Source organism: Diplocloster hominis (genome assembly GCF_032380655.1).
Classification (GTDB): domain Bacteria; phylum Bacillota; class Clostridia; order Lachnospirales; family Lachnospiraceae; genus Diplocloster; species Diplocloster hominis.
In genome coordinates this window covers 83,007-104,927 of sequence record NZ_JAWDIY010000017.1, presented here as the reverse complement: position 1 = coordinate 104,927, position 21,921 = coordinate 83,007, and the positions used below count along the sequence as shown (strand labels likewise).

24 protein-coding genes, 2 tRNA genes and 1 other annotated feature are annotated in these 21,921 nt (G+C 47.6%); of the genes, 17 read left to right on the top strand and 9 right to left on the bottom strand.

Annotated features, from left to right (window positions below; translation table 11 throughout):
• Positions 1–7 precede the first annotated feature (7 nt).
• Together leuD and ABC831_RS16175 are read left to right on the top strand one after the other, a co-directional pair.
• Complete coding sequence (gene leuD, locus ABC831_RS16180) at positions 8–496, top strand: 3-isopropylmalate dehydratase small subunit (RefSeq protein ID WP_343249132.1); 489 nt, start codon at positions 8–10, stop codon at positions 494–496.
• Between the two features lie 254 nt (positions 497–750).
• Positions 751–1,290: a DUF6323 family protein gene (locus ABC831_RS16175; RefSeq protein ID WP_343249131.1), complete on the top strand. Its 540-nt coding sequence runs from the start codon at positions 751–753 to the stop codon at positions 1,288–1,290.
• A gap of 38 nt (positions 1,291–1,328) precedes the next feature.
• Here ABC831_RS16175 and ABC831_RS16170 read toward each other — a convergent pair whose 3' ends face one another.
• The 6 genes from ABC831_RS16170 to ABC831_RS16145 all read right to left on the bottom strand — a co-directional run bounded on the left by ABC831_RS16170 (position 1,329) and on the right by ABC831_RS16145 (position 5,234).
• Positions 1,329–2,069, bottom strand: coding sequence for a tyrosine-protein phosphatase (locus ABC831_RS16170; protein ID WP_343249130.1), 741 nt, complete (start codon positions 2,067–2,069; stop codon positions 1,329–1,331).
• A 90-nt stretch (positions 2,070–2,159) separates the two neighbouring features.
• Positions 2,160–2,726 carry a hypothetical protein gene (locus tag ABC831_RS16165; RefSeq protein ID WP_343249129.1) on the bottom strand — a complete coding sequence of 189 codons (567 nt, stop codon included), beginning with the start codon at positions 2,724–2,726 and terminating at the stop codon, positions 2,160–2,162.
• A gap of 318 nt (positions 2,727–3,044) precedes the next feature.
• Positions 3,045–4,586, bottom strand: a complete 1,542-nt coding sequence (locus tag ABC831_RS16160; RefSeq protein ID WP_343249128.1) for an LTA synthase family protein — start codon at positions 4,584–4,586, stop codon at positions 3,045–3,047.
• Complete coding sequence (locus ABC831_RS16155) at positions 4,583–4,930, bottom strand: hypothetical protein (RefSeq protein WP_343249127.1); 348 nt, start codon at positions 4,928–4,930, stop codon at positions 4,583–4,585. The genes ABC831_RS16160 and ABC831_RS16155 overlap by 4 nt, the downstream gene beginning before the upstream one ends.
• Before the next feature lie 141 nt (positions 4,931–5,071).
• Positions 5,072–5,144: transfer RNA gene (locus ABC831_RS16150), tRNA-Ala, on the bottom strand.
• Between the two features lie 17 nt (positions 5,145–5,161).
• Positions 5,162–5,234: transfer RNA gene (locus tag ABC831_RS16145), tRNA-Val, on the bottom strand.
• 315 nt (positions 5,235–5,549) lie between these two features.
• On the opposite strand from ABC831_RS16145, the gene ABC831_RS16140 reads away from it, so the two are divergent.
• From ABC831_RS16140 to ABC831_RS16090, 11 genes are all read left to right on the top strand, one after another.
• Positions 5,550–6,572: a DUF2804 domain-containing protein gene (locus tag ABC831_RS16140; RefSeq protein WP_343249126.1), complete on the top strand. Its 1,023-nt coding sequence runs from the start codon at positions 5,550–5,552 to the stop codon at positions 6,570–6,572.
• 87 nt (positions 6,573–6,659) lie between these two features.
• Positions 6,660–6,919: a binding site (T-box leader), on the top strand.
• Positions 6,920–7,073: 154 nt separating this feature from the next.
• Entirely contained in the window at positions 7,074–8,726 is a 1,653-nt protein-coding gene (locus ABC831_RS16135; RefSeq protein ID WP_343249125.1) for a 2-isopropylmalate synthase, read from the top strand.
• A 115-nt stretch (positions 8,727–8,841) separates the two neighbouring features.
• Positions 8,842–9,174, top strand: coding sequence for a hypothetical protein (locus tag ABC831_RS16130; RefSeq protein WP_343249124.1), 333 nt, complete (start codon positions 8,842–8,844; stop codon positions 9,172–9,174).
• 30 nt (positions 9,175–9,204) lie between these two features.
• Positions 9,205–9,708 carry an RNA polymerase sigma factor gene (locus ABC831_RS16125; protein ID WP_343249123.1) on the top strand — a complete coding sequence of 168 codons (504 nt, stop codon included), beginning with the start codon at positions 9,205–9,207 and terminating at the stop codon, positions 9,706–9,708.
• The gene (locus ABC831_RS16120) at positions 9,705–10,586 is read left to right on the top strand and encodes an RsiV family protein (protein ID WP_343249122.1); all 882 of its coding nucleotides are present in this window, start codon (positions 9,705–9,707) and stop codon (positions 10,584–10,586) included. Before ABC831_RS16125 ends, ABC831_RS16120 begins: the two co-directional genes overlap by 4 nt.
• A gap of 28 nt (positions 10,587–10,614) precedes the next feature.
• Complete coding sequence (locus tag ABC831_RS16115; RefSeq protein ID WP_343249121.1) at positions 10,615–11,277, top strand: hypothetical protein; 663 nt, start codon at positions 10,615–10,617, stop codon at positions 11,275–11,277.
• Positions 11,278–12,115: 838 nt separating this feature from the next.
• Entirely contained in the window at positions 12,116–12,499 is a 384-nt protein-coding gene (locus ABC831_RS16110) for an SdpI family protein (RefSeq protein ID WP_343249120.1), read from the top strand.
• A gap of 33 nt (positions 12,500–12,532) precedes the next feature.
• Positions 12,533–13,234, top strand: coding sequence for a LytR/AlgR family response regulator transcription factor (locus ABC831_RS16105; protein ID WP_343249119.1), 702 nt, complete (start codon positions 12,533–12,535; stop codon positions 13,232–13,234).
• An 11-nt stretch (positions 13,235–13,245) separates the two neighbouring features.
• Complete coding sequence (locus ABC831_RS16100; RefSeq protein ID WP_343249118.1) at positions 13,246–14,613, top strand: sensor histidine kinase; 1,368 nt, start codon at positions 13,246–13,248, stop codon at positions 14,611–14,613.
• 72 nt (positions 14,614–14,685) lie between these two features.
• Positions 14,686–15,114 (top strand): DUF3887 domain-containing protein, encoded by a 429-nt coding sequence (locus tag ABC831_RS16095; RefSeq protein WP_343249117.1) that lies wholly within the window; start codon positions 14,686–14,688, stop codon positions 15,112–15,114.
• 14 nt (positions 15,115–15,128) lie between these two features.
• Positions 15,129–15,551, top strand: coding sequence for a hypothetical protein (locus ABC831_RS16090; protein WP_343249116.1), 423 nt, complete (start codon positions 15,129–15,131; stop codon positions 15,549–15,551).
• Position 15,552: 1 nt separating this feature from the next.
• On the opposite strand, the gene ABC831_RS16085 is transcribed toward ABC831_RS16090, so the two are convergent.
• On the bottom strand, positions 15,553–16,500 hold the full coding sequence (locus tag ABC831_RS16085; protein WP_343249115.1) for an RluA family pseudouridine synthase: 948 nt from the start codon (positions 16,498–16,500) through the stop codon (positions 15,553–15,555).
• 305 nt (positions 16,501–16,805) lie between these two features.
• Between ABC831_RS16085 and ABC831_RS16080 the strand changes: the two genes are divergently transcribed.
• Complete coding sequence (locus tag ABC831_RS16080; RefSeq protein WP_343249114.1) at positions 16,806–17,921, top strand: GNAT family N-acetyltransferase; 1,116 nt, start codon at positions 16,806–16,808, stop codon at positions 17,919–17,921.
• Positions 17,922–18,049: 128 nt separating this feature from the next.
• Positions 18,050–18,277 carry a biotin-dependent carboxyltransferase family protein gene (locus ABC831_RS16075; protein ID WP_158353774.1) on the top strand — a complete coding sequence of 76 codons (228 nt, stop codon included), beginning with the start codon at positions 18,050–18,052 and terminating at the stop codon, positions 18,275–18,277.
• 232 nt (positions 18,278–18,509) lie between these two features.
• Here ABC831_RS16075 and ABC831_RS16070 read toward each other — a convergent pair whose 3' ends face one another.
• Complete coding sequence (locus ABC831_RS16070) at positions 18,510–19,562, bottom strand: GH25 family lysozyme (RefSeq protein WP_343249113.1); 1,053 nt, start codon at positions 19,560–19,562, stop codon at positions 18,510–18,512.
• Between the two features lie 172 nt (positions 19,563–19,734).
• On the opposite strand from ABC831_RS16070, the gene ABC831_RS16065 reads away from it, so the two are divergent.
• Positions 19,735–20,493 (top strand): MerR family transcriptional regulator, encoded by a 759-nt coding sequence (locus ABC831_RS16065; protein WP_343249112.1) that lies wholly within the window; start codon positions 19,735–19,737, stop codon positions 20,491–20,493.
• A gap of 191 nt (positions 20,494–20,684) precedes the next feature.
• On the top strand, positions 20,685–21,215 hold the full coding sequence (locus tag ABC831_RS16060; RefSeq protein ID WP_343249111.1) for a GNAT family N-acetyltransferase: 531 nt from the start codon (positions 20,685–20,687) through the stop codon (positions 21,213–21,215).
• A 253-nt stretch (positions 21,216–21,468) separates the two neighbouring features.
• Here ABC831_RS16060 and ABC831_RS16055 read toward each other — a convergent pair whose 3' ends face one another.
• Positions 21,469–21,852 (bottom strand): zinc ribbon domain-containing protein, encoded by a 384-nt coding sequence (locus ABC831_RS16055; protein WP_238726945.1) that lies wholly within the window; start codon positions 21,850–21,852, stop codon positions 21,469–21,471.
• Between the last annotated feature and the right edge of the window lie 69 nt (positions 21,853–21,921).

Below are 21,921 nucleotides of genomic sequence, written 5' to 3'. Positions count from 1 at the left end.
CAGATAAATGAAAGCAAATGGTACCGTGTTTAAATATGGTGACAATGTAGACACCGATGTAATTATCCCGGCCAGATATCTGAATTCTTCAGATCCGGCCGAACTGGCGACCCATTGCATGGAAGATATCGATCAGGATTTTGTAAAGAAAGTGCAAAAAGGGGATATGATCGTGGCCAACAAGAATTTTGGCTGTGGTTCCTCCAGAGAACATGCCCCGATCGCGATCAAGGCGGCCGGAGTGAGCTGTGTGATTGCAGAGACCTTTGCGAGAATCTTTTACCGCAATGCCATTAATATCGGCCTGCCGATTATCGAATGCCCGGAGGCTGCGCAGGGGATTGACGCCGGAGACGAGGTCGAGGTGGATTTTGATTCCGGTATGATTTACGATAAGACCAAGGGCACTAAGTTCCAGGGACAGGCTTTTCCTGAGTTTATGCAGAAGATTATTAAGGCGGAAGGGCTCATCAACTATATTAACAACAGAGGTTGAAAAGCGGAGTCAAAAAAATATTTTAAAATAATTGAAAATATTTTAGAATCATTGAAAATAATTTAGAATAATTGAGAATAAAAAATTCCCGGAATGCGTATTTTACATTTCCGGGAATTTTTATGTATTTACTATACCATAATTTCACTAAAAAATCAAGAATGGTAATCCCGATGAGAAAGGGGTATACTGTCACTCTGAGAACAGATGAGTGGTAAAGTGTAAAAAAATGCAGATAAAAAGGGGTGATACATATGGAATGGAATCTTTATGAATCAGCTACGCCGGCTGTGATTAAAAAAGAAGCTCTCAGCCTGGTCAAAAAAAATGAGACAACAGACCGGTTCGGACTCTCCCTGACTAAGGAGGAAGCGGGTGAACTGGTAGAGAGTAAAAATAACACGCTGAGAAAATATCAGAGAATCGAATTGGGTGAAAGTATCCTGGGAAAACTCATCGAAGTGTTCTGCGATTCCCAGTATCTGAATCAGGACAATTATCTGCCCATGCTGACCCGTCTGCAGGAAATCTTCTACCTGTACAAAAATGAGACACAAGACGAGCTGACCGACGATGAGCTGCTGAACTTTATGAAAGAACAGTTTGAGCATGTGTGTATGGGGGATACGGAATATCTGGCGGAAACCTGTCTGGAACGGTTCGCCCAGGCCGTGCGGGCCGGCTACCGCGGATATCGCGGCAGCGGCGGTGAGAAGGAGTACAGCCAGTTTGATGAAGAGACCCGCTGGGACAAGGATTTGTATATGGATGTGATAAAGGATTTATTCTGGTAATACAAGAATTATGCAAATGCAGGATTCCCGCTATCTGTCTAACGCTCTGCCAGGCAGTACTTTTTTAACTGTTCCAGTTCATCCGCGGTGAGCCCGCTGCGCAGAAGATAATCGTTCAGATCCAGTTCCCGGATATATTCCAGTAAGCCGGTCATAGTGTCAGGATCTGATTTCAGCATGGGAAACATGTGCTCCATACCGGGCATATTTTCCATCATGCGGTTGATTCCACGGCGGTTCAGTGTATAAGAGATTTGGTAGTCCGCAGTGATGTCTTCTTCCGAAACACCCAGGCATGTCAGTAAGAGAGCGGCCAAAGTACCAGTACGGTCTTTCCCGGCGGTACAATGGAATAACACGGCGCCCTGGGAAAGCCCTTCGATCAGGGTACGCAGCGCAGCAACGATCAAAGAACCGTTATTTTTCACCATCAGGCGATAACCTTCTTCCAGACTCTGTGTGAAGGCGGCAAGGGCAGAAGCTTCGATATCACCCATAGAAATCTGTTCTTCCTGAAGCGGGCGGTGATAATATTGAATTGGTTCCGGTACCTGTTCCGGCTGTTCCTGCGCCTCGGACTTGCTTCGAAGGTCTATAACTGTGCGGATACCGGCTGTTTTTAAGATATCCCATTCCCTGTCATCCAGCCCGGACAGGCTGTCCGCACGGTACAAGACATTCCAGCGGGTATAGGAACCGCCCGAGGCTTCGTATCCTCCGAGATCTCTTACATTAAAGGCATGCTGCAGACGAAGTCTGCGGATAGGATAAACGGACATATGTAAATACCTCCTGTTATTCAGAATAATTTATTTTCACTATAATCATCCTATTCTAACACAACAGGAAATTTTATACCATAACTTGAATTAAAAATTGATCCCGGAGATGCCCAGGTCTCCGGCTTCATTGTAACTGCTGGTGATCGAGGGCTGATCATAGTCTGTGCACAGGGTAATTCCGGCCAGGGGTACGGTAACGGTATCCAGATCACATCCGGTAACAGAGGCGACCATAGCGTCGGTAAAGAGTTTTTCTGCATCCAGGGCCAGAAAGGCCTCTTTGGTCTCAATGACCTGCCCCCCGTCTCCAAGATCCACATAAAGCGGGTAGTTGCACAGATCGGAAAGAGCCTGCAGATCTTTGGATTTTACGGCAGCGATAATTTTTTCACAAAATTCCCTCTGGCTGTCGGTCAGCGATGGATTGGAAAATTCACCATCTGGGGAGGGAGTGACAGCGAAAGCGGTGTCTGCAGGCCCGGCGTCGGATGCCTCCGCGTCAGGGGCGGGAGAGTTCGATTCCGGGATCTGCTCCTTTACAGGAGGGGTGCCGGTTGGAGCGGCTTTTGATGACGAAGAGGGGGATGGACTGCCGCAGGCAGCCAGTGTCAATGTGATAAGGGTTAAGAGAATGGTAAAATTAAGTTTTTTCATTTCAACCTCCGAAAGCGCATGGGATACGATGTAATTGATAGTTACCTTTCATGTTGCCTAATAGATAGATGCACCGGCCGGTGAAAAAGTTTGAAAATCAGATAAAAAATCCATAAACAGAGGCAGCTGGGAGGGGACCTGTCCCCGGATGCCGGTCTGTCCGAAAAAATAAAGAGCCTGTTTCCCCGGAGGTGTGGACTATTCCAGTCGACATCCGGGGACAGGCCCCTTTCTCTACGCAGCTGCTTGAAGGTTTTGGCGTTACTTCCGAAAGATGCCAGTCCCCTCCCAGTTAGCCGTTTTATGGATAATAGTTTCTTATTCTTTGCTGTATAAGAGCTCACTGTTGTAAAAGGTTGATTTAGAACTTAACTCTTCATTTAATTTATCAAGACCATATTCCTGGAGCAGTGTGGGCTGATCGGAGAAGAGGTTCACACCCAGCCCAAGCCGGTCTCCCTCGATCTGTATTCCCATACTGGCTAAGGTAGTGGGGAACATATCCATCGTTGTGAATTCCCGGTTCTTTTCCGATACCGGTTCCACCGCAGAATTCAAAATCGCGTTGTAGACACCTCTGGGATAAGACTCCGGCACGTCCTCACAAAAATCCATATCCATGGTCAAGTGATCGCCGCTTAAAATGACGGTGGTATTTTCATAAAAATCCTGCTGCTGAATCCACTGAATGAACTCATTCAACTGTCTGCTGGAGCAGGCGTAAACGTCCGCATACTGGCTGTCAAATTCATCCTCGCAAAGAGGGCAGTAATACCCATCCTCAAAATGAGTATCTGCGGTCAGCATTGTATAATTAAAGGGTTCGTCCTTTTCAGAGATTTCCAGCAGCTGTTGTTTCGCATAATCAAACAGTTTGGAATCCTCATATCCCCACCACATATAGTAGTCCTCGGGGATTTTTTTGTTTTCGATAGCGGAATAATAATCCCAGATTTCATAATTACCGTGCTGCTGGAAATAATTTTTTCGGCCTCCGAATACCACATCGGAACCAATACACAGATAATTTTTGTAACCCGCTTCATCCAGAAGATCACCCAATCCTGTGACGCCCGGGAAGAATTCCTGATACTCGGACATGCTGTTCATTCCGATCGGTATATTCAGCGGAAGCGCTGTGGTCTGGGCAAACATAGCACCCATGGTCCAGGTGGTTCCGGTTGTGGGAATACCGCCCTGGAACTGATCGTTTCCGGAAAAACTGATGTTATCCCGGGCCAGCTGTGTCAGCTCGGGGATACAGTTGTAATCAAAAGCGCCGCCGTCCTCTTCGGACATAAAGGTGGTCTCCATGGATTCAAGGAATATGTAGATCAAATTCCGTTTTTGTTCCGGATAGGTTAAAAGCTCATTGGACGGCCTGACATAATTTTCTTCAATAAATTTGGAACTGGTTGCCTGGGCCTTGATATAGGAGGTAAGGTCGATGGCATTGGCACTGGTTGTTACGGAGTAAACCAAAAATACCAGAGTTCCCAGCATAACCACCGGTTTTAAAAAGCGCAGGGGAAAGAGTTTTAACCGTTTCGTCTTTTCCCTGACGGAGAACTTAAGGCAGAGCCGGCAGTCTAATGAGGAGACCTTCTCATTGATCGTTAAGAAAACAATGATGAAGAACAGGATCGGCAAGGTAAAGGTCAGGGCCGGCAGCACACAGGTCCGGGCAAAATCTACAAAATAATCCGGATTTGTTCCTTCCAGCGGCATTTTCAAATGGAAAATGATTTCTTCGACGGAAATATTTCCGAACGTGTCCAAGGCCCAGCCGGCGGCCAGGGAGACTAGCCTGGAAAGGAAGATTAATATGGTTACAAAAAAATACCTCAGAAATTTTTTCATTTCTTTTTTTCCTGCTCCTCTACAGAGATTTTAATTTTAAACTGCAAATACTTCCGGATAAACTTAGCGATCAGAGCTGTCAAGATAGAAACCCCGGAAACCAACAGCAGATAGCGCTGTGACAGGAATGCATCGTTTAACTGACCGTAAGTAGCAGTAGCTTCTACCGGAAACAGAAGTTCAAAGATAATAATAGATACAATATTATTGATCGTACAGAAAACCCCGTATTTTATGATGATATTGTACAGACTGTACTTTCTGGCGGCTTCCGAATCCTCCAGCGCGTCATAGACAGCCAGGGAAAGGACGGAAGGGAAGAAAAGACAAAAAAATGTAAACATATTGAAACACCTACCTTAATTATGTATTATTTTATACCGCAATCCCGCGGGAGCTTTTTTAATTTCACAGGAACGCTTTCCTTATGAAATTAAAAAAGCAAACCTACTTTGATACACATCTATGCAGGTTTGCCTGTTGAGTGGAGACGAAGGGATTCGAACCCTCGACCTACGCGTTGCGAACGCGTCGCTCTCCCAACTGAGCCACGCCCCCAGATCCTCTCAAAAGTATGGAGACAACGGGGCTCGAACCCATGACCTCTCGCACGTCAAGCGAACGCTCTCCCAGCTGAGCTATGCCTCCATGCCTAATATTGTAACATTTTTTTACAAAATTGCAACAAGAATTTAACTGAAAAATAACAAAAATCCGGGCCAATATCTGGAAAGGCCTTTCAACCCCCATAAAATAAAGGGTTTTCCGCATCCCCTCTTTAAAAAAAATTGATAAAAAAATAGCCGCGCTTGTGAGAACACGCTGGCCTTCTTTTCTGAACCGCATATAGAAGGCTGGAATACGGAATTTGTTCAACGCATTGCATATCCTCAGAAGAAAACTTATAATAGTATTAACAGCAAACCTACTACAAACATGATCGATCAGTCAGGAGGGAAGTCCATGAGAAATCACGAGGTTACAACAAGACAGCCGCTATTAAAAGAAGACGGATCCCTGCGGGAACCCGGTTGGTCCCGTCAATTGCTTCAGATTTACGACCGGGCCCGGATCAAAGCGCCCAAATTCAGGATCAAAGAATGGGATTATTATTTGATCACAGCCAAAGATTACGCCGTTGCCTTCACCATCTCTGATGACGGCTACATCGGGCTCCAATCCGTATCCCTTCTGGATTTTACGAAACCCTGGGAGCATACGCAGACGATTCTCAACGTCTGTCCCATGGGGCGGCTCAAGCTTCCCGCCACCTCAGAAGAGGGCACGACTCAGTACCATGACAAGCGCCTGCACTTAAAATATACCGTGAAGCCCGGGCGCAGAAGAATTCAGTGTGAATTTCAGAACTTTCTGGATGGAAAGCCCTTTGCCTGCGATATTGCGCTGGAGCAGCCGGACATGGATACCATGGTAATCGCAACCCCCTGGAAAGAAAAAAAGACCGCCTTCTACTACAACCAAAAGATAAACTGTATGCCGGCCTCCGGAAAGGCTATCTATGACGGTCAGGAATATCTCTTCAATCCAAAAACTGATTTTGCCACTCTGGACTGGGGCAGAGGCGTGTGGACCTATGATAATTTCTGGTACTGGGGAACAGGAAATGGATTGGTTAATAACCTTCCCTTCGGCTTCAACATCGGTTACGGATTCGGGGACACCAGCGCTGCCAGTGAAAATATCTTTTATTATAATGGAACCGCTCACAAACTGGATGACATAGAATTCCACATCCCCGACGGCAGTTACTTAAAGCCCTGGACGATTACCTCCAGCGACAGCCGGTTCGAGATGGAGTTCAAACCCATTCTGGACCGGGCCGCGAAAGTATCCGCCCTTGTCATCGAAACGGACCAGCACCAGGTATTCGGCCATCTCTCTGGAAGAGCAGTCCTGGACGACGGCACGGCTCTGGAGATCAAAGATATCCTCTGCGCCTGCGAGGTGGTACATAATCGGTATTGATCCTGGCAAATGACCGAATGACCAAATCAGGAAAAATTAGTTGACAATTCATCTTAAGAGTGGTAACCTTAATGCAAGTTACATAACTGAAATGCGTTGATGAGGAGTATTACTTTCATTTCTGAGTCCAGAGAGTTGTTGGCCGGTGCGAAACAACAGAGGGAATGATGGGAACTGTCCCCGGAGCGGCTGCCCGAAATCCTGAGAGGGAAAGTAGACGCAGACGGAATCCCGACCGTTATACAGGGAGGAATATAAGGTGGAAAACACCCGTATTCTATGGAGCGGTGAAGAGTTTCTTCACAAACAGAGTGGTACCGCGTAAGACATAGTCTTTCGTCTCTGACAGGCAGCTGGCCTGTTGGGAACGGAAGGCTTTTTTTATTCACTCCATTATAAACAGGAAAGTATAGCCTGAGTTGATTTTATCATTTGTGTGTGACAGGCGCGCAAGATCAGTGAGCGTAACGAAAACGGAATATAAGAAAAGGAGAGTAAAGCATGAAGAATTTTGAAAAGTATACGAGGCAGTATTTTATGCCGCCGGTAGAGTGTATGGATTGGGCAAAAAAAGATCATATTGACAAGGCTCCGATCTGGTGCAGCGTGGACTTGCGGGACGGAAACCAGGCGCTGATCGTGCCTATGAGTCTGGAGCAGAAGGTGGAATTCTTTCAGCTGCTGGTGAAAATCGGGTTTAAGGAGATCGAAGTGGGATTTCCTGCTGCTTCTGAGACGGAATACCAGTTCCTTCGCACCCTGATCGAGCGCGACCTGATCCCGGAGGATGTGACGGTTCAGGTGCTGACCCAGGCCCGGGAGCATATTATCCGCAAGACCTTCGAAGCCCTGGAGGGTTGCCCCAGAGCGGTGGTCCATGTATATAATTCCACATCGGTTGCACAGAGGGAACAGGTATTTAAGAAATCAAAAGAGGAGATCATCAAAATCGCGGTTGACGGTGCGAAGCTGCTTCAGGATCTGGCCAATGAGACGGACGGAAACTTCGCTTTTGAATATAGCCCGGAGAGTTTTTCGGGAACGGAGATGGAATTTGCGCTGGATATCTGTAACGCAGTATTGGATGTGTGGAAACCTACGGCGGATAACAAAGCGATCATTAATCTCCCTGTGACGGTGGAGCATGCGATGCCTCATGTGTACGCCAGCCAGATTGAATATATGTGTAAGAATATGAAGTACCGGGAAAATGTAGTCGTTTCCCTGCATCCCCATAACGACAGAGGCTGCGGCGTGGCGGATTCCGAGATGGGAATCCTGGCTGGGGCCGACCGGATCGAGGGAACCTTATTCGGAAACGGCGAGCGCACCGGTAACGTGGATATCGTGACGCTGGCGTTAAATATGTTTTCCCAGGGCGTGGACCCCGGACTGGACTTTTCCAATATGCCTGAGATCTGCGAAGCTTATGAGAAGCTGACGGATATGCACGTAGATGTGCGTAATCCTTACAGCGGTGCTCTGGTATTTGCGGCATTCTCCGGTTCCCATCAGGACGCGATTGCCAAGGGTATGAAGTTCCGGGAGGAGAAGGAGCGCGAATACTGGACCGTTCCTTATCTGCCGATCGACCCCAAGGACGTGGGGCGCAGCTACGACGGCGATGTGATCCGTATCAACAGCCAGTCCGGCAAGGGCGGTGTCGGATACATCCTGGAGAACAATTACGGCCTGAACCTGCCGCCGAAGATGAGAGAGGCAGTCAGCTACATGGTCAAAAGCGTTTCCGATCATACCCACAAAGAACTGCAGCCCAAGGAGATCTTCGATCTGTTCAAAGAGAAATACGAGGATATCACACAGCCCTACAATGTGGAAGAAAGCCACTTTATCCAGAAAAACGGAATTACGGCGTTTGTTACCTCTACCTACAACTGGATCGAGCATGAGTCTCAGGCATCCGGTAACGGCCGTCTGGACGCGGTCAGCAATGCGTTAAAGAAACAGTATGGATTAAATTACGAGCTTGTAACCTATCAGGAGCATGCGCTTGAGAAGAGTTCCAGTTCCAAGGCAATCGCCTATGTGGGCGTTCAGTGGCCCAACGGAAATATTTCCTGGGGCGCCGGCGTGGACCCGGATATTATCAAGGCATCAATCAATGCTCTGGTAACGGCTATTAATAATCATTAAATTCATTCATAAATATGCATCTCTAAAAAAAGAGAGAAAAAGTTTATTTTGTTGAAACTTTTTCTCTCTTTTTGGCATCTAATTAGTAGAAAGTAAAATAAGGAGGCAGACCGACATGAGACGAAGAAAAATGCATATGTATGAAGCGCTGGTAAACTACGTTCAGATCCATAGAAGTGATTTTCTTAAGGCTGCTGCGGACTTTCTACTTGATCCGAAGAATGTGGAGGAGGCCGTGAACCAGGCGGTTTCCAGAAGCTTTGATAAATTTAAAAAATTAAAAAATCAAGATCAGATAGAAAGCTGGTTTATGGGAATCCTAAAAGAAGAATGTGAACGGATCAATAAAAATAACGGAAATAATAAGAAGGAGTCCGATACGGACTGGGAATTTCCAGTGACAGAAAGCGCCTTCTTTAACAAGGAATACCGGCTGATACGAATCTGAACGTCCGCTGCAAAGGAGGAAGCCATCGACATGAGGGGCAAGAAAACAGAGGTCTATGAGCAGCTGATCTCATATATCCAGGAACATCAGACAGATTTCTACCGGATCGCGGTCAGTTATCTGAAAAATCCGGAAGACGCCATGGATGCCGTACAAAATGCGGTCTGCAAGGCTTTGGAGAAATACAGGACGATCCGCCAGCCTGAATTTCTGAAGACCTGGTTCTACCGGATTCTGGTAAATGAATGCCAGATGATGTTAAGGGACAGAAAAAAAGAAGTGCTCACAGACGAAGAAGACACATGGGACATACCGACCACGGAAGGTATCTTTTCCGAGGAGGACTATCAGCTGTATCAGGAAGTGATGCTGCTTCCGGAAAAGCTCAAGACTGTGATTCTGCTTCGATTTTACGAAGACATGACGTTAAAGGAGATCGCAGATATTACGGAAACAAATCTTAGTACGGTGAAAACAAGGTTATATCAGGCACTCAAAATACTTAAAATTCAAATAGAGGGGGATTTCTTATGAGAAATATCGAAAATACCATGCCAATCTACGAATCACAGACACCGCCGCCGGAATTAAATGACCGCATCAATCTGGAGATCGCAAAGTCAAAACGTAGACGTAAGGCCCGGTCCGGGTACAGTATAATGAAAATAGCAGGAGCCATGGCCGCCTGTCTGGCCGTATTTACCATTCTGTTAAATACAAACCAGAGCTTCGCCATGGCCGCATCCAGAATCCCGGTGGTAGGTTCCGTGGCCAGGGTTCTTACCTTCCGGTCTTATGAAGAAAAGACCGCGGACCAGGAGCTGAAGGTGGAGATCCCGGAGGTAGTTGCGCAGGAGAGTGCGGACAGCGGACAGGTAAAGGACTATACCCTGAAGGTGAACCAGATGATCCAGGAAAAGGTGGATCAGTTTGTGGAAGAGTCCAAACAGCGGGTACAGGAATATAAGGAAGCCTTCATCGCCACAGGCGGAACGGAAGAGGAATTCGAAGAACATGATATCAAGTCCTCTGTGACATACGATGTAAAGCTTCAAAAGGATAATATCCTGTCCTTTGTGATTATGACCAGTGAAAACTGGGTCAGCGCCTATAACCAGGACTACTATTTCAATATGGATCTGAATACGGGTAAGGATATTACTTTGGAAGAGGTGCTGGGAGATAATTACGTGCAGACTGCCAACGAAAGTATTCTCCGTCAGATGAAGGAACGCACCGGACAGAATCCTGACGTTACGTATTTTACGGCAGAAGAAGGCGGATTCGAGACCATCGGACCGGACACCAGCTTCTACATCAACGAAAAAGGCAACCCGGTTGTAGTATTTGCAAAATATGAGGTCGCTCCGGGATTCATGGGCACCCAGGAGTTTGAGATCGAGAAACCTTAAGGTAAGAACCGGGTGTGAGGGTACATTTATGAAAAATAACAAAAACACAATCCTGATCGCTTTCATCTGCAGTCTCTTTGTCTGCACGCTGATGACCCAGGAAGTGTCCGGAAAAATGCCGGAATATACCAGGAATCTTCAGAAAAACACGATCGTCCGCGCGGAGCTGACACCCGGCGAGCTGGAAAATTGCTGTGCCCCGGGACAGCTGGGGGCGACGGCAGCTTATCATTATAGTGTAGATGAAAAATGCAAGGCGGTACACATCTATCTGGAGACCTGGGAAGAGGGGCGGCTGATCCGCACGGAAGAAAAACAAATTCCCATCGTGGCCGGAGAAAATTCGGAAGGTGAAATAACGGTATCTTTCGGAAATGATTCCTCCAGGTTAAATCAGGTCCGTGCGGTTAACTGGAAATTAGGAATGACGGAGCACAGCCAGCTTAAGCATACCGAATGGAAAACCGGTATTCCCGGAGACCGGGAATTTTCCGGTATGCGGACCGATTTTCGGGACCAGCATATGGAAAAGGCCCGGTTCCCGTTAACAGACCAGGAAAAAATGATCCTGGCCAGAGTGGACTATCACACCGAAGGAACCCGGGTCGTCGTATCCGACCTGGCTAACACGGAGGACTGTACAGGCGGAGAGGTCCGCTATTTGGTGAAATGTTCTTTTAGATTTAATTGATGGGGGGGCCGGGGAGAGAGGGAAACGGCGGGGGCCGGGTGGATTGGGCCGCATTTCTCGTGGGACCAAATCGCTCCGGCCGGACCTAAGAACGGATAACTCCGATGGCAGGAGAACCTCTTATTGGCAGGGCCTGGAACAAACTCGCCAAAAGACGGCTCGGACAGTGTTCCAGGCCCTGCGAGGTTCTCCTGTCATCTGCGTAACCCGTTCTAAGGTCCGGCCTCAAGCGATTTGGTCCCACGAGAAATGCGGCCCAATCCACCCGGCCCCCGCCGTTTCCCTCTCTCCCCTACACTATATAAAGCTGAGTACCATGGTCTTTGCGTGGATCTAACCTCTTTGCGTGGGTCTAACCTACAAGTTTTCAATAATCTCGAGGCATCTCAAGTATCACCAAGCATCCGGATATCGCCAAACCATCCCGGGCATCACCAAAGCAGGAGAGGGAAGAGGCAAGGGCGGCCTGGGGGCGGAACCGTAAGGGGAGCCAGATCGCTTGAGGCCGGGACTTAGAATGGGTTACGAAGAAGAGGACGAAACCTCGCAGGACCCGGGGCACTGTTTGAGCCGTATTTTGGCGAGTTTGCCCCGGGTCCTGCTAATCAGAGGTTTCGTCCTCTTCGGAGTTACCCATTCTTAGTCCCGGCCGAAGCGATCCGGCTCCCCTTACGGTTCCGCCCCCAGGCCGCCCTTGCCTCTTCCCTCTCCGGCCCCCCGGCCCCCTGGACCCCTCTGTCTTTCAGGATACATATTCTGTCTCTTATGTGCGGGGGCTTGCATATCTTTCCGTCAGTTTATATAATGAGAAAAAGATTCAGAAAGGAAGATATGGCCTATGCTGGTGTTTTATATGATAACGGGCCTGCTGCTGCCGACTCTGCTGGTGGGACTTGGGGCTGTTTTCAGAACACATCCACCGAAAAATATAAATATGGCTTATGGGTACCGGACTTCCCGTTCCATGAAGTCACAGGAGAGCTGGGACTTCGCGAACCGGTACTGGGGAAATCTGGTGTTTTACGCGGGATTGGTGTCCGAAGGAGCTACACTGACTGTTCTGGCCGCCTGGTATCTCATGGCTCCCGGGCAGATGGGGAATTTAAGCCTGGTGACGGTCAGTCTGCAGATGGTTCTGCTGTTTGTCAGCATTCCGCTGACCGAACGGCAGCTGAAAATCAGATTTGATGATAACGGAAAACCTCGTGAGAGCTCCGAATAGGACAGCGCAGGGTACAAGATAGCGGAGAAGAACATGTTGAATATAGCGGTATGTGATGACGAGCCTGGAATACGGATGGAAATGGAAGAGATATTGAACCGGTATCCGGGTTATCCATGCAGGGTGCGCCTGTATGAGAGCGGCTGGCAGCTGCTTGAGGATACGGAGCCTTTTGATATCGTGTTCCTCGATGTGGATATGCCGGGATTGGACGGAATCCAGACAGCCGGGAAATTAAGAGAGAGGGATAAAAAGGTTAAAATCCTGTACCTGAGTGCTTATCAGGATTATGCGCCGTCGGCTTTTTTAGTACATGCTTTCGCCTATCTGGTGAAGCCGGTGCGGGCGGAGGACATATGGAGACAGCTGGATGAAGCCATCGAATATATGCACCTGGAAGAGCCGAAAACCGTTTTGGATTTTCAGACGACGGAGGGCAGGGTCCGCCTGGCGGCGGAAGATATCCTGTATTTTGAGTATATGGAGCGGAAGGTATATATCCACACGGTGCAGGGCAGCTACGGGATGTCCGGCAGAATAACGGACGTGGCGGAAAAAATGGGACCTTTTGATTTTTGTATGCCCCATAAGAGCTTTGTGGTGAATCTTTATCATGTAAAGTCTATCAAGGGGGCGGAAGTGACGCTGATGAACGGATGTGTACTGCCTCTTTCGCAGAAAAAAGCGGCCGCTTTCCGGGAACGGATGAACGTATTTTTGCTGAAGCGGATATAAGGAGGCGCAACATGGAAAGTCCGATGCTTAAGATTATCTATCTATGTGTATTTTTTATGGATGGTGTCGTTTATGCCTTTTTAAGCTTTGATTTCATGAACCGAATGAAACGCACGATTTTTGCGAAAAAAAGGTATTACGCCATGGCATTTGTGATTTACGCGGCTGCGGTGCTGGCGGCTTCCGTATTCTTTGGGCCGTGGAATGTGGTGGTTGGAGTGCTGGGGATGCTGCTGATCCAGTGGACACTATTTTCCAGACAGAAAATGAGGCTTCTGCAGGATGTGATTTATCAAATCTGTATTATCTGCTGCCAGTCCATTGTGACTTGGGCGGTGCTGACGATCTGCGTCCAGTGGCAGGTGACCTTTCAGTCCGCCTGGCTGTTTACCTCCATGATGCTGCTGATCAAACAATTTGCCTGCCTGGCATTTTCCAGAGTGCTGATCTTTTTCTTTTGCAGACATCAGATAGGAAAACTTCCTGCCTTTAGTATTATGAATTTTATCATACTGCCGGTGTTGAGCACGGTACTGATTGTGGTGATTTTGTACCTGGCGGATATCCATATTTATCTGTACGGCGATTTTTACTGGGTCGTGCTGAGTTATCTGCTGATTCTGGGAATGAACCTGTATGTCACTTATGTGTTTGACGCTGTCTGGTTAAAACAGCAGCTTCGTCATGAGCTGACGCTGTACCAGCAGCAGTCGCAGCTGCAATATGAATACTATGAATCGCTGGAACAGAAATACCAGGATTCCCGGAAGCTGATCCATGATATGAAAAATCATCTGCTGGCGTTAAATGACCTGTATACCAATGAAAATGAGAACGGGGTCCGCTATCAGCAGGAGCTTCTGCAAATGATGGATTCCCTGGGACAGACCTGTTACACCGGGCATCAGCTGTTAAATGTGATACTCAACGAGAAGTTAAAAGAGGCTGAAACACTGGGGATAAAAACGGAGATCCAGATTCATGCCGTACCGGCAGGGATGACCGATGTGGATGTGACGGCGGTCTTTTCAAACCTGCTGGATAATGCGCTGGAAGCGTGTAAGGAGATCGCGGGGGAGCGGTTCCTATCGTTAAAGATCGACCGGCACGGAGATTTCCTGATCGTGAAAATGCGTAATTCCATGGAGGGACATTCCGAAGAACACAACGGCAGATTCCGCAGTACCAAGGCAGGACATACAGGGATCGGCCTGTCCAATGTCAGGCGCACGGTTGAAAAATATGGAGGTACCTGCCGGTTCCGCCAGGAAACCGGGACAGATCCGTGCGAATTTCAGACCGACCTGGTCATACCGGTGGAGGAAACTGTGGAATTAGGACAAATAGAGAAGACAGAAAAAATGGTAATAAAAAAATGAATAAGCGGTATTTTTTGATCTGGCGGGAAAAATAGATCATAAAAAAAGATAATAGAAAAGAGGAGATTTGAAATGAAAAAACAAGCTATGAGCAGAAAAATTGCAGGTATGTTGATCGCAGTGCTGATTCTGGCAGGTGTATCAGGCTGCGCGTCCGCTGAATTGTCGGATGACTTTGACAAGGATACGGTGGAAACGGCGGCCAAAGAAGTGGTGGATCAGCTGAATTCCGGTGATTATGCGGCCATTGAGGATTCTTACAACGCGACTATGGCAATCGCGATGCAGGGACAGAACCTCAAGGATACCCTCCAGCCGATCCTGGACAAATTAGGGGAGTTTGAGGAGATCACCAACTGCGAAGTGGTGGGCTCTAAAGAACAGAATACGAAGGAAGATCTGGCGGTAGCCCTGATCGATGCCAAGTATTCGGAAGGCAAAGTACGTTACACCATCAGTTTTGACAAGGATATGAAACTGGCAGGTCTGTTTATTAAATAGCAGGAGGTGCGGGCATGATGGAAGATAACCGAATGATGGGGGCCCCGAAAAAGAGTTATAAGCTGATATTTCTGATTCTGGCCTGCCTGTTTGCAGTCATTCCCCTGTGTATCTGGCTTAACAACCAAGGATTGCTGTCCGATAACGGGGCAGTCAGAGGGATATTCGGCACCTACGCGGTAGTCCTCATGTTTACGGCATGGTATATCTATAAAAAAGACCGGATCTACTGGATTACCACGTACAGCTATCAGGATGCCTGTAACATGAGCCGGGAAGAGCGGAATAAAATTGGTCTTAAAATGTGGAAAGGCTTTGGGCTTTGTTATGGCATTTATCTTCTTTATCTGTTGTTCGGCAGTATTCTGGGCACTTCTATGGGCCTGGATGTGGGCTTATTTATTGGCGCTGTAATACTCTCCTGTATCTTAAGCTAGATCAGAGCAGCAGCCGCTTAAAATCCTCCGGAACCGGCGCGGTACAGGATATGGTCTGACCGCTGAACGGATGCGAAAAGGTCAACTGGTCACAGTGCAGGGCAGCCCTTGCGATCAGAGGATTCTTATCCAACGCATGGAAAATATCTGCACGTAGAATATCTGCACGGAAAACATCGTGATAGAGGGGATCGCCCAGGAGCGGATGACCGGCAAATGCCATATGCACGCGGATCTGATGCATTCTTCCCGTGACCAGCCGGCAGCGGACCAGGCTGTAACCGGGATACTCCTTCAGGACCTCATAGTGTGTTTCCGCATATTTTCCTTCCTTATCCACCATCATTCGGGGCGGCAGACCGGGCGCTTCCAGAAGTGGAGCGCTTATTGTCCCCTGCTTTTTCTCAAGCGTGCCTCTAACGATGGCCAGGTACTGTTTATTCAGGTGGTTTTGCCTGCGCTGTTCTGTAAGCCTGTAGGCGGCCACCTGATTTTTGGCAAACAGGACGATTCCGGAGGTATCCTGATCCAGCCTGCCGATCACCCTGGCGCGTACAAAATCTCCCTTTTTCTGATAATAACCAACGACCCGGTTCGCCAGAGAATCCTTCTGCTGGCTGCCGCAGGGATGTACGGACAGCCCGGCCGGTTTATCCAGAACCAGCAGATCATCATCCTCCCGGAGAATACACAAAGGCTGGTAACTGGGGGCCAGGTTCGCGGAACCCGCCGTCTCGTCAGCCAGGTCATCCAACCGGATTTCCAGCAGATCTTTGGTTTTGGGCCGGAAGGTGACGAATTCCTGCTTCCCGTTTACACAGATACCATCAGGGCGGAATTTCGCGCGGCTTACCTGCCTGCTGGTCAGCCCAAGGTGCTGCCGTAGAATTTCTTTGATCGTGCGCCCGGCCAGCTGATCCGTAATCAGTAAAGTAATACTCTTTCTCATATACATTCCCAGATTCCGCGGTATACCTGCACGGACATGCCGCAGCCCCTTTCTCTATTGTCACTGTTAAACTGTTGGAGTTTTCCTAATAATCCGGATCAACAACAAATCTTTCCGCTGCAGTCCAATCTATTATAGAAGGTTAACGGAGCAGATACAAGTATTACCCGGCCTTAAACTAATAAATATTCCAGCCCTCCGGTTATCTGCAGCCCGTCCTCAGGTCATTAGAATCCCGGTCCTTCTTGCTATTCCCGGTCAGCTTATGTATAATAATACAAAACAGAAACTAAGAGGAGAAAAATATGGACAACGCCGCTTCAGACGCTGCCCGAAGTGCGGACTTCAAGCAGCGCGGTAATCAAAGCCTATACGAAGATAAGGGGATAATCATACGCCGGATGGAAGCCGGTGAAGCAGCAGAAGTGCGCAGAATAGGAAGAAGGGCTTTTAAAGGCCTGGAGAGTCTGTGGGTCGGCAAACCCAAACAGGCTGTTGTGGCGGTGAAAGAGGATAAAATCATTGGAGCGGTTCTATATAAGTTCCTTGAGAGCAGCAAAGGGAAAGCCGGGTATTTCGATTATGCCTTTGTAGACCCGGATTATCACGGACAGGGAGTCGGGGGCGTACTTTACAAAGCGAGCGCGGATTATCTGTGGGATCAGGGATGCGATGCGTTAACGGCAGTGGTCAAAGATGACAATGCAGGTTCCTGGGGGCTGCTCCTCAAAAATGGGTTCACCCGTGTCAGTATTCCTGAGATCATACGTCAATTCGGTTTCACTGAAATGCTGCGTCAGTATTTTGGAACACCTTTTTGTATTGGGATCGGTATGGAATATTATATCGCCCAGAGAGATCAGAAATGCCCTTCCGGAAAGGGCGGGAATATAAAACAAATGGCCGCATACTGGCTGGCTAATCTGTTCTTATTCTGCATAGTACTGCTACGGGTTCAGAATATCGGGATCGCACTGGCAGCTTACAGTGCCGTCCTGGCAGGCGGAATTCTGGTGGGCTGTTTTGCCGCCATGTTCTCGAAACGGGAGTGGCATTTCAGACTTAATAACGGCGGTGGATTGATTTGTGCTCTGATAAATTTTGTCTCTGTCTATCCCATGGTTGGGAACTGGTATCCTGACCGTTATGAGAATACAGAGGATTTTCGAAAAGAAATGGGAATCCATGCGCTGGCCGGATGGATATTTATGTTGGTTTTATCTTTGATTCCTTTCTTCACCCGGCATATTTTTGTCAGATATATAGGGCAAATAAGTTCTATTCTTCTGATTTACCATATCCTGGCCTTTTATCCCTTTGAATCTTTTGGAGGCGGAAGAGTCTATCGCTGGAAACGGTGGATTTATCTTCTCATGTCGGTGCTGTCGGCAGCGGTTCTGGTGGTAAATCGGTTGCAGTAAATGGAATCGGATAACACAGGCGGAAGTTTGAAAAGCGGCATACCGGGCAGGAGACTGTAGCCGGGTATCAGGAAACTGCAGCCGGGTATCAGGAAACTGGAAAAAGTGATGGAAAGAGGGATGGATTCATGAGAACAGAAAAATTTAAAATGGAGCGTCCGGGATTAGTGAAAGCCGGCGATAAGGTGAAAATTAACGAATTAAAAACCGGGGCATATGCCTATATTATTGAGCCGGCGGTTGCGATGTCCGGATTCTATCAGGAACGGGAACGGATCAAATCCGAATATGGCATTGTGAATGAAGTCCAGGAAAATGACAGAGGGTTTTATGTATATGTGGACTTTGACGAGTGAGCGGGTCTTTCTGCGGGGGACATCCCGGGCTAGGTCCTGGGCGGAGAGCTTCATCCTGCACCTTGAACCGGTGAAATCCGGTGTATAACGGTTACACCATCCGAAGTTTTGAAAAGTCAGTGCTGTAAGGCCTGAGACTTAATTCTCCGGATGGTGTATTTGTTTTTATATATAATACGGATACTATGAGGCCGGTGGGCTTACCTTATACTGCGAAGGAGTCCGGAGCATATTAAGGCAGATAGAGCAGCTGGCCGGGATAGATCAGGTTTGGATCACGGATCGGATTCAGGGCCAGGATTCTGCCAAGTGTTGTATGGTATTTTTCAGCGATTCCGGACAGTGTGTTCCCGCGTTTTACCATATAGGTGTAATAAATGGGAGAATTTCCGGTCCGGTCTCTTATGCTGATCGTGAGTATTTGACCGGCATAGATCAGATTGGGCTGCCGGATTCCGTTTTCATCGGCCAGGGTAAAGACAGTGGTATGATAACGCATCGCTATTTCCCATAGCGTATCTCCTGGCTGTACCCGATAGCTGAGTTTTGTAATACCGGGGTTCGGCAGTGAAATGCCGTCGGGCACTGATTTTGCGGAGTTTTGTAAGATTTCGTCGGTAAAATAATCCAGGTCCACAGGACCTGTGATTCCGGGAACCCGTCCGGTATCCGTATACTGCCAGCCGCTCCAGGAAGCCCATGCGATTTCATCTGAGGGAGTGTCTGCCTGATACTCAGCAACCCACAGCGGATAGGACGTAAGAGGCGCTTCCAAAACCCGGGAGGCCTGATAGGCGTCGCTGTAGATACACACCTCAAGCCCGCTTAATTCTTCCACGGTCTGCAGGAAGGCAAGGCTGATGGCATTGATCTCCTGAGCGGAAAGCCCGCTCAGGTCTTCAAAATCCATCGCCAGCAGACAGTCCGGGGTATAGCCGCCAATGGTCCGCACGAAAAAAGCGGCCTGATAGCGGGCCTGAGAGACACTTCTGGCTGTCAGATAGTGATAATAACCGGTCATCAGTCCATTCGCTCCGGCACTTTGAGTGTAGGCCCTGAAATTTTGATCTTCTGTATTTCCATAAGAGGAGCGGATATAGACAATGGAAACACCGCTTTGCGCCACCTGCTCAAAATCAATTTCTCCCTGCCACCGGCTGACGTCGATTCCGTGATAAACGACCGTGGAATCGGCCGGAAGTGCCAGCAGCGTATCGGAGAATCCAAAAGTCAGGCTGAGGACCAGCGCCACGGTAAATGCCAAAAGGCGGATTTTATATCTCATATAGTTACCAAACTTTCTGAATATTGTACTGCAATATATCATATGTTCAGATATGAAAAATGCAATGATTGGTTTTCGGCCAGTCTCCACCTGTAGTACAAAAAAGATTATAAAAAAGTTCTTGACCTTAACGCCGCGGAAAGGCCTATGATAACAGCAGGAGGAAAATAAAATGGACTATACAATTCAAAAACTGGCCCGTTTGGCCGGGGTCACAACCAGGACGCTGCGCTATTATGATGAAATCGGTCTACTGGTGCCCACCAGAATAAGTACGTCCGGTTACCGCATTTATCAGGAGGAAGAGGTAAATAAGCTCCAGGAGATTTTGTTTTACCGGGAGATGGATCTTCCGCTGGCCACGATCCGGGAACTTATGGCAGCTCCAGGCCATAACCGGGCCGGGACATTAAAGGCACATTTGAAAGAGCTGAAGGCGCAGCAGAAACAGCTGCAGCTTGTAATCGCTAATGTAGAAAAAACAATTGAAAGGGAAGAGGGAAAGAGAACTATGACTGATCAGGAAAAATTCGAAGGGCTGAAAAAACGCCTTCTCGAGGAAAATGAAGAAAAATACGGTGAAGAGATCCGGAAATCTTACGGAGAGGAATGTGTGGAGGAAAGTAACCGCAAAATGATGAATCTTACCGAGGAGGAATATAAGGAGATGAATCTGCTGGCGGAACAGATTCTGAGCTCACTTGAAGAAGCCGTCAGGAATAACGTAGACCCGAAGAGTGAAGCAGGTCTTCAGATTGCCCTTCTGCACAGGAAGTGGCTGTCCTTTTCCTGGACCTCCTATACACGGGAGGCCCATCGGGGAGTGGTGGATATGTATCTGGCGGACCCCAGATTTACGAAATACTATGACAGAAATCTTCCGGGATGCGCAAAATTCCTGCGGGATGCTGTTTATTTGAACCTTGAATAAACGGATCTTTGAAAAAGAAAAAGAGGGAAAAAGAATAAAGGTGAAAAGGAAAAGGGAAAAACAGAACGACAGTATTGCATGATAAAAGGACAGAGAGTATAATTGAAACACTTTAAGTCGTATTCTGTGAAATTACCGAGCGTGGATTGAAACAATTAGAATATTAGGTTCGAGCAAGGGAGAATAAGAGCATGGATTTTGTATTGAGAGAATGGAAGATTCAGGATGTCACGGCGGTGGCGAAATACGCGGATAATCCAAGGATTGCTGATCATTTAAGAGACGCCTTTCCGAATCCCTATACCCAGGAAGATGCAAGGCAATATGTAGAAAGCTGTATAAGGGCCGGGGATCAGACACAGCTGTGCCGGGCGATTGAGGCAGCCGGGGAAGCAGTGGGCAGTATCGGTATATTTTTACGGGATGATGTCTATCACAAGAGTGCGGAGCTGGGATACTGGCTGGCGGAACCTTTCTGGGGGAAGGGGATTATGAGCAGAGCGGTTTTGCAGCTTTGCGAAGAAGCTTTTCAGCGTTATGACATTGTACGGATCTTTGCGGAACCATTTGCCTATAACCAGGGGTCCAAAAGAGTACTGGAAAAGGCGGGATTTACGTTGGAAGGCGTTATGAGAAGTAGTGTATGCAAACATGGTGTGATCCATGATTCCTGTATGTATGCACTTATAAAATCCAATAGCTTCCTTTCAGATGCTGTGTGATCCTGGCGGGACATTTTTTATTTTAAGGAGCACTTTTCCTGTGAAATAAAAAAATGCGGAATAATTTATCGCTATGAGCACTTAGTGCCTGTACTTTGGGTGCTTACGTGCGATGCATGAAAAATAGTCAGCGAGGTTTTTTACGAGCGTTACTATTTTTTATCGCTATGAGCACTTAGCACCCGTACTTTGGGTGCTTACGTGCGATGCATGAAAAATAGTCAGCGAGGTTTTTTACGAGCGTTACTATTTTTTATAATTTATTTCCGCATTTTGGGCAATATACAAATGAAGTATCGGCTTCATAACCACAATTGGAGCACTGCACTGCCTGGCAGTGGTTGTGGAAGGAAGAGGCGTAGCCTTCCGCATGAAGATCTTCCGGCCGGAGAGTTACCTGCTGTCCATGTAAAATTTGTTTTCCCAGCTCTTCCGGAATCGAATAAATCCGGTTACAGCACAGGGATTTTACATAGAAGCGCTTCTTCCATTTCAGGATCGGAATAAAAAAGAGGCTGAAATAGGTGAAAGTCATAAATACTTCCAGATGTCCGTATTGTCCGCAGGTTTCACAAATGATAGTCTGAGAAAAATCCAGCTTTTTCTCCCCGTTTGATATACCCATTATCAAAAACATACTTAACACCTCAATGACCATCTTAACAGAAAAAAAAGGTTTGTCAATAGGAGTTTGGAAACACAAATC

Excerpts from the sequence above, each read along its gene's own strand:
- ABC831_RS16075 (WP_158353774.1), top strand. The coding sequence starts at position 18,050 with ATGAGAACAGAAAAATTTAAAATGGAGCGTCCGGGATTAGTGAAAGCC.
- ABC831_RS16135 (WP_343249125.1), top strand. The coding sequence starts at position 7,074 with ATGAAGAATTTTGAAAAGTATACGAGGCAGTATTTTATGCCGCCGGTA.
- ABC831_RS16060 (WP_343249111.1), top strand. The coding sequence starts at position 20,685 with ATGGATTTTGTATTGAGAGAATGGAAGATTCAGGATGTCACGGCGGTG.
- ABC831_RS16170 (WP_343249130.1), bottom strand. The coding sequence starts at position 2,069 with ATGTCCGTTTATCCTATCCGCAGACTTCGTCTGCAGCATGCCTTTAAT.
- ABC831_RS16070 (WP_343249113.1), bottom strand. The coding sequence starts at position 19,562 with ATGAGATATAAAATCCGCCTTTTGGCATTTACCGTGGCGCTGGTCCTC.
- ABC831_RS16065 (WP_343249112.1), top strand. The coding sequence starts at position 19,735 with ATGGACTATACAATTCAAAAACTGGCCCGTTTGGCCGGGGTCACAACC.
- ABC831_RS16140 (WP_343249126.1), top strand. The coding sequence starts at position 5,550 with ATGAGAAATCACGAGGTTACAACAAGACAGCCGCTATTAAAAGAAGAC.
- ABC831_RS16090 (WP_343249116.1), top strand. The coding sequence starts at position 15,129 with ATGATGGAAGATAACCGAATGATGGGGGCCCCGAAAAAGAGTTATAAG.
- ABC831_RS16100 (WP_343249118.1), top strand. The coding sequence starts at position 13,246 with ATGGAAAGTCCGATGCTTAAGATTATCTATCTATGTGTATTTTTTATG.
- ABC831_RS16165 (WP_343249129.1), bottom strand. The coding sequence starts at position 2,726 with ATGAAAAAACTTAATTTTACCATTCTCTTAACCCTTATCACATTGACA.
- ABC831_RS16095 (WP_343249117.1), top strand. The coding sequence starts at position 14,686 with ATGAAAAAACAAGCTATGAGCAGAAAAATTGCAGGTATGTTGATCGCA.
- leuD (WP_343249132.1), top strand. The coding sequence starts at position 8 with ATGAAAGCAAATGGTACCGTGTTTAAATATGGTGACAATGTAGACACC.
- ABC831_RS16130 (WP_343249124.1), top strand. The coding sequence starts at position 8,842 with ATGAGACGAAGAAAAATGCATATGTATGAAGCGCTGGTAAACTACGTT.
- ABC831_RS16155 (WP_343249127.1), bottom strand. The coding sequence starts at position 4,930 with ATGTTTACATTTTTTTGTCTTTTCTTCCCTTCCGTCCTTTCCCTGGCT.
- ABC831_RS16085 (WP_343249115.1), bottom strand. The coding sequence starts at position 16,500 with ATGAGAAAGAGTATTACTTTACTGATTACGGATCAGCTGGCCGGGCGC.
- ABC831_RS16110 (WP_343249120.1), top strand. The coding sequence starts at position 12,116 with ATGCTGGTGTTTTATATGATAACGGGCCTGCTGCTGCCGACTCTGCTG.
- ABC831_RS16105 (WP_343249119.1), top strand. The coding sequence starts at position 12,533 with ATGTTGAATATAGCGGTATGTGATGACGAGCCTGGAATACGGATGGAA.
- ABC831_RS16115 (WP_343249121.1), top strand. The coding sequence starts at position 10,615 with ATGAAAAATAACAAAAACACAATCCTGATCGCTTTCATCTGCAGTCTC.
- ABC831_RS16160 (WP_343249128.1), bottom strand. The coding sequence starts at position 4,586 with ATGAAAAAATTTCTGAGGTATTTTTTTGTAACCATATTAATCTTCCTT.
- ABC831_RS16125 (WP_343249123.1), top strand. The coding sequence starts at position 9,205 with ATGAGGGGCAAGAAAACAGAGGTCTATGAGCAGCTGATCTCATATATC.
- ABC831_RS16175 (WP_343249131.1), top strand. The coding sequence starts at position 751 with ATGGAATGGAATCTTTATGAATCAGCTACGCCGGCTGTGATTAAAAAA.
- ABC831_RS16120 (WP_343249122.1), top strand. The coding sequence starts at position 9,705 with ATGAGAAATATCGAAAATACCATGCCAATCTACGAATCACAGACACCG.
- ABC831_RS16080 (WP_343249114.1), top strand. The coding sequence starts at position 16,806 with ATGGACAACGCCGCTTCAGACGCTGCCCGAAGTGCGGACTTCAAGCAG.
- ABC831_RS16055 (WP_238726945.1), bottom strand. The coding sequence starts at position 21,852 with ATGTTTTTGATAATGGGTATATCAAACGGGGAGAAAAAGCTGGATTTT.